This is a genomic window from Micromonospora endophytica (assembly GCF_003236305.1).
GTDB lineage: Bacteria > Actinomycetota > Actinomycetes > Mycobacteriales > Micromonosporaceae > Micromonospora > Micromonospora endophytica.
The window spans coordinates 1-4,671 of the sequence record NZ_POTX01000342.1 but is presented as its reverse complement, the minus strand read 5'-3'; the positions used below and the strand labels follow the sequence as shown (position 1 = coordinate 4,671).

Genomic DNA, 4,671 nt, shown 5'->3' with positions numbered 1-4,671 from the left:
GGCTTGCACCGCCCCCGCCTCCTCGCCGCCGGCCTGCTCGCCTGCGCGCTCGCCCTGCTGGTCGCGATCGCGGCCAGCCTCGCCGTCGGCGCGCTGCCCCTGCCGGTCGGCACCGTGTTGCGGGAACTCGTCGCCCACAGCGACAGCGAAGCGAGCCTGATCATCTGGCAGGTCCGGTTGCCCCGCACGGTGATCGCGATTGGCGTCGGCGCGGCCCTGGCCCTGGCCGGCGCACTCATGCAGGTGCTGACCCGCAATCCGCTCGCCGACCCCGGGCTGCTGGGCGTCAACGCCGGTGCCGCCGCCGCCGTGGTCGCCGGCATCCTCGCCGGAGTCGGCAGCCAGCGCGGTCACCTCCTGCTCGCCCTGCTCGGCGCGGGCCTCGCCGCCACCCTGGTCACCGTCATCGGCGGCGCCCGGGGCCCGGGTACGGCCGACGACGGCCGGCTGGTCCTGGCCGGTGCCGCCGTCGGCGCCTGCCTGACCGGCGCCATCGCCGGCGTCACCCTGCTGGACCAGACCGCATTCGACAGATACCGGTTCTGGTCCGTCGGCAGCCTCGCCGATCAGCCGCTCTCCGCCCTGGTCACGGCGGCACCGGCCCTGCTCGCCGGCCTGGCGGTCACGGTGGCCGTGATCCGGCCGCTGGACGTGCTGCGCTTCGGCGACGACAGCGGCAGCGCCCTGGGGGTCAACCCCGGCCGCACCCGGCTGCTCGCGTTGATCGCCACCACCCTGCTCTGTGGCGGCGCGACCGCCGTGGCCGGGCCCATCGGCTTCCTCGGACTCGCCGTCCCCCACGCCGCCCGCGCGATCTGCGGCCCACGGCTCGGCTGGATCGTCGCCTACAGCTGCCTACTCGGCCCGATCCTGCTGATCGTCGCCGACGTGATCGGCCGGCTCGTGGCCCGACCCGGCGAGATCGAGGTCGCCATCGTCATGGGCGCCATCGGCGCCCCGGTGTTCATCGCCCTGGTCCGCGCCCGAAGGATTCCCCGACTGTGACCACCGCCCCGCCCCTCGGCCCAACCCTCGGCCCGACCCTCGGGCCGGGCCGACGCACCCTTCGTCGGCACACCCGCCGCGCCGTCCTGACCTGCCTCGTCGTGCTGATGCTCAGCGCCGGCCTGGCCGTCGGTGCGCTGGCCAGCGGCCGGTACGCCACCCCGCTGGCCGACCTGTGGCCGGTGCTGACCGGTGGCGGCGACCCCGGCCTGCGGTTCGTCCTGCTTGAGTTGCGGCTGCCCCGCATCGGCACCGCCCTCACCGTCGGGGCGGCTCTCGGCGGTGCCGGTGCCCTCTTCCAGAGCGCCAGCCGCAACCCGCTCGGTAGCCCCGACATCGTCGGCTTCACCGTCGGCGCGGCCACCGGCGCCCTCGTCGTCCTGCTGGTGCTCGACGGCACCTCGCTCACCCCGGCGGTGGGCACGGCACTCGGCGGTGCCGCCGTCGCCGCGACGGCACTGCTGCTCGGCGGGACCGGGCAGCGCCTCATCCTGGTCGGCATCGGCCTGTCCGCGCTGCTCACCTCGGTCAACGCGTACCTGCTGACCCGCGCCGAGGTGACCGACGCGCAGAACGCCGCAGTCTGGCTCGTCGGCAGCCTCAACGGCAGCGGCGCACATCTGCCGCTGCTGCTCGGCGCGCTCACCGTGCTGCTGCCACTCGCCGTCGTGGTCGCCCGGGGGCTGCGACTCATCGAGACCGGCGACGAGAAGGCGCTCAGTCTCGGCGTACCCGTCCGCCGGCAACGCCTCACCGCGACGGCCCTGGCGGTCGCGCTCACCGCCGTCGGTGTCGCCGGTGCCGGACCGGTCGGCTTCGTCGCGCTGGCCGCCCCGCACCTGGCCCGCCGGGTCACCCGGGTCGCCGCTCCGCTGGTGACCACCAGCGCGGTACTCGGTGCCGCCCTGCTGCTCGCCGCCGACCAACTCGCCCAACGACTCATCCCCGGGCAGCAACTGCCCGTCGGCGCGGTCACCGGCGTCCTCGGCGGCGGTTACCTCGCGCTCGTCCTGGCCTGGACCTGGCGCGGGAGATCCCGGTGAGCCATCCCCTGCCGCAGACCGCACCCGCCGCTCCGGAGGCAACAATGAGCACCCCACCCGCGATCGAACTGGACTCGGTCACCGTCGGCTACGACCGCCGCACCGTGTGCCGGGACGTCTCCCTGCGGATCGCCGACGGCAGCTTCACCGTCTTCATCGGACCCAACGGTTGCGGCAAGTCGACCCTGCTGCGCACCATCGCCCGGGTGCTGCGGCCGAGCGAAGGCCGCATCGCCGTCCTCGGCCGTGACACCCGCGCATACAGCCGACGGCAGTACGCCCGCACCGTCGGGCTGCTCCCCCAGGGCATCGAGGCACCGGCCGGGATGACCGTCACCGATCTGGTGCTGCGCGGCCGGCATCCGCACCGATCGGCGTTGAGCCGCTGGACATCGCAGGACGACCAGGCGGTCACCGACGCGCTGACGGTCACCGGAACCGCCGAGTTCGGCGACCGGGTGCTGGCCGAACTCTCCGGCGGTCAACGGCAACGCGCCTGGCTGGCCATGCTGCTGGCGCAGGACACCCCGGTCCTGCTGCTCGACGAGCCGACCACCTACCTCGACATCGCCCACCAGTACGAGGTCCTCGACCTGCTCGCCGAGCTGCACGCCAGCGGCCGGACCGTGGTCGCCGTGCTACACGACCTCAACCAGGCGGCCCGCTTCGCCACCGACCTGGTGGTGCTGCGCGACGGCCGGATCACCGAGACCGGTCACCCGTCGACGGTGCTCACCCCGGACCTCGTCGCCGACGTGTTCGGGCTGCGCTGCCGGATCGTCCCCGATCCGGTGACGGGGACGCCCGCGGTCTTTCCCGAGCCGACCCGCCCGCATCCCTCGCTTGGACCGCGCTGACCGGCCAGCCCAGGCGGGTCACGGCGGCGCAGGGTGTCACCCGGGCACGGTTCCGGTGCCAGCCCGACGATGGCTGGCACCGGACGATCTCAGCGCAGGCTCAGGCGTGGGCGTCGAGTGCATCGATGCGGCTGGCGGCGACGAACCGGGTCCAGCTCGCGGGAGCAAAGCTCAGCGCCGGACCCTGCCGATCCTTGCTGTCGCGTACGCCAACCGCGTCAGCGAACCCCGCCACCTCGACACACTCACCGTTACTGCCGGATCGGGACGACGTGCGCCACACCCCGTCACGCTTCATGGGTCATCTCCTTCGCGATCGCCGTGATCAGCTCACGGGACTCATCGACGTCGAGCGCCCGCTCGCCGAGCGAACGCCAGGCATCCTCGTAGGTCTGGATTTCGTAGGGCTTGTCAAGGTAGACCGCACCGCAGGGCCCGTCCATATAGATTGTGGTCGGCTCCGGCTCACGCACCTCGGTAGGGAAGTCGAGCATGGTGAAGGTGCCCGTGTCAGCCCAGCGGAACAATCCGGCGGACAGGAGAAGCACCCGGATGTTGATGTTGTGCTGCTGGCTCGCCACCACCAGCCCATCGAGTTGTCGGGCCATGGCCGACCGGTCTCGCAGCGGGCGGCGCAGCACACCCTCGTTGAGGATCACGTCGTAGTAGGGCGCCCGGGGCACCGCCCGAACCAGCAGCCGTTGTCTACGGAGACGGACATCCACCTTGGCCTGTTGCTCCGCCTCTGATAGATCGGGCTGGTCGGTGGCGATCAACTCCCGCGTGTATTCGACCGTCTGCAACAGCCCGGGGATCAGGTTGGCCTCGTACTTGCGGATTTTGGTTGCGGCGGCTTCCAGGCCGACGTAGAGCTTGAACCAGTCCTCGATCGCCTCTCCGTAGCTGTGCCACCAGCCGTGCGCCTTGGTTTCCCGGGCCAACGCGCGCAAGGTTTGGGTGGTCTCGGGAGCCGCGCCGTAGACCCGACACATGGCCGCTACGTCGTTCGGATGCACGGGGACCTGGCCGGTTTCGTACCGCCAAATTCGCGGCGACGACCATTCGAGTTCCTTCGCGGCTGCGACCACCGTTACGTGCGCGCTTTCGCGAAGCTCTCTCAGATATCTGCCGAGTTGCCTACGCGGGACGGTGCTTCCCGAGTCGTCCACGTCATCTCCTTTACGGTCGTCGCGTAAGGCTCCTCATCCCTTGGTCCGAATTCTTCCGCAGAAGATTGCGCAGGGCCAGCAGGAAACTCAGGATCGTTGATGACCGGCCAATCCCCCGGCCGTCACAACCGGGGCGGGTGCCTTTCCCTGAATCCTCATCCCGGCACCCGCCCCGGCACATCCACAATCGATGGTTGGACGATCATGGATTCGGTCAAGCAGAAAGCGGCCCACCGATGATCAATTCGAGCGAGCAACGCCCGCTTCCCCAACAGGTCCGCGCCATCACCTTCACCACCATCCGCCCGCGCGGCCTCGACCCCGTTCAGGTGTACGACTACCTCAACCAGGTCGCCGACGAACTGGAACGCCTGCGCCGCGAGCTGACCACCGCCAACACCGAGGCCGAACGCCTGCGCCGAGCGCTGCGGCGATGGCAGTCCCACCAGGCCGGCCACCCCCACTACCCGTCTGGTTGACCATGAGGTTGCCGGCAGTTGAGGAGATCGACTTCGCCGTCAACCTCATGATCAACGAGGCGGTGGGGGCGGAGGGCTTCGCGGGAGAGGTGGTCGGCTCGGCGGATGACCTCGGGGA

Annotated in this window: 6 protein-coding genes; 4 read left to right on the top strand and 2 right to left on the bottom strand. The window is 71.1% G+C overall.

What is annotated here, in order from left to right; translation table 11 throughout:
- From C1I93_RS28535 to C1I93_RS28525, 3 genes are all read left to right on the top strand, one after another.
- A partial coding sequence (locus tag C1I93_RS28535) for a FecCD family ABC transporter permease (RefSeq protein WP_258378369.1) occupies window positions 1-1,005 on the top strand: 1,005 nt, incomplete at its 5' end.
- Complete coding sequence (locus C1I93_RS28530) at window positions 1,002-2,048, top strand: FecCD family ABC transporter permease (RefSeq protein ID WP_111246357.1); 1,047 nt, start codon at window positions 1,002-1,004, stop codon at window positions 2,046-2,048. The genes C1I93_RS28535 and C1I93_RS28530, both read left to right, overlap by 4 nt.
- Window positions 2,049-2,092: 44 nt before the next feature.
- Window positions 2,093-2,905 (top strand): ABC transporter ATP-binding protein, encoded by an 813-nt coding sequence (locus C1I93_RS28525; RefSeq protein ID WP_111246356.1) that lies wholly within the window; start codon window positions 2,093-2,095, stop codon window positions 2,903-2,905.
- Between the two features lie 100 nt (window positions 2,906-3,005).
- Here C1I93_RS28525 and C1I93_RS28520 read toward each other — a convergent pair whose 3' ends face one another.
- Both C1I93_RS28520 and C1I93_RS28515 read right to left on the bottom strand, forming a co-directional pair.
- Window positions 3,006-3,188, bottom strand: a complete 183-nt coding sequence (locus tag C1I93_RS28520) for a DUF397 domain-containing protein (protein ID WP_111246359.1) — start codon at window positions 3,186-3,188, stop codon at window positions 3,006-3,008.
- 4 nt (window positions 3,189-3,192) lie between these two features.
- Window positions 3,193-4,074 carry a helix-turn-helix domain-containing protein gene (locus C1I93_RS28515; protein ID WP_111246355.1) on the bottom strand — a complete coding sequence of 294 codons (882 nt, stop codon included), beginning with the start codon at window positions 4,072-4,074 and terminating at the stop codon, window positions 3,193-3,195.
- A 236-nt stretch (window positions 4,075-4,310) separates the two neighbouring features.
- Here C1I93_RS28515 and C1I93_RS28510 point away from each other — a divergent pair, with 236 nt between their 5' ends.
- The gene (locus C1I93_RS28510; RefSeq protein WP_111246354.1) at window positions 4,311-4,553 is read left to right on the top strand and encodes a DivIVA domain-containing protein; all 243 of its coding nucleotides are present in this window, start codon (window positions 4,311-4,313) and stop codon (window positions 4,551-4,553) included.
- Window positions 4,554-4,671: the final 118 nt, after the last annotated feature.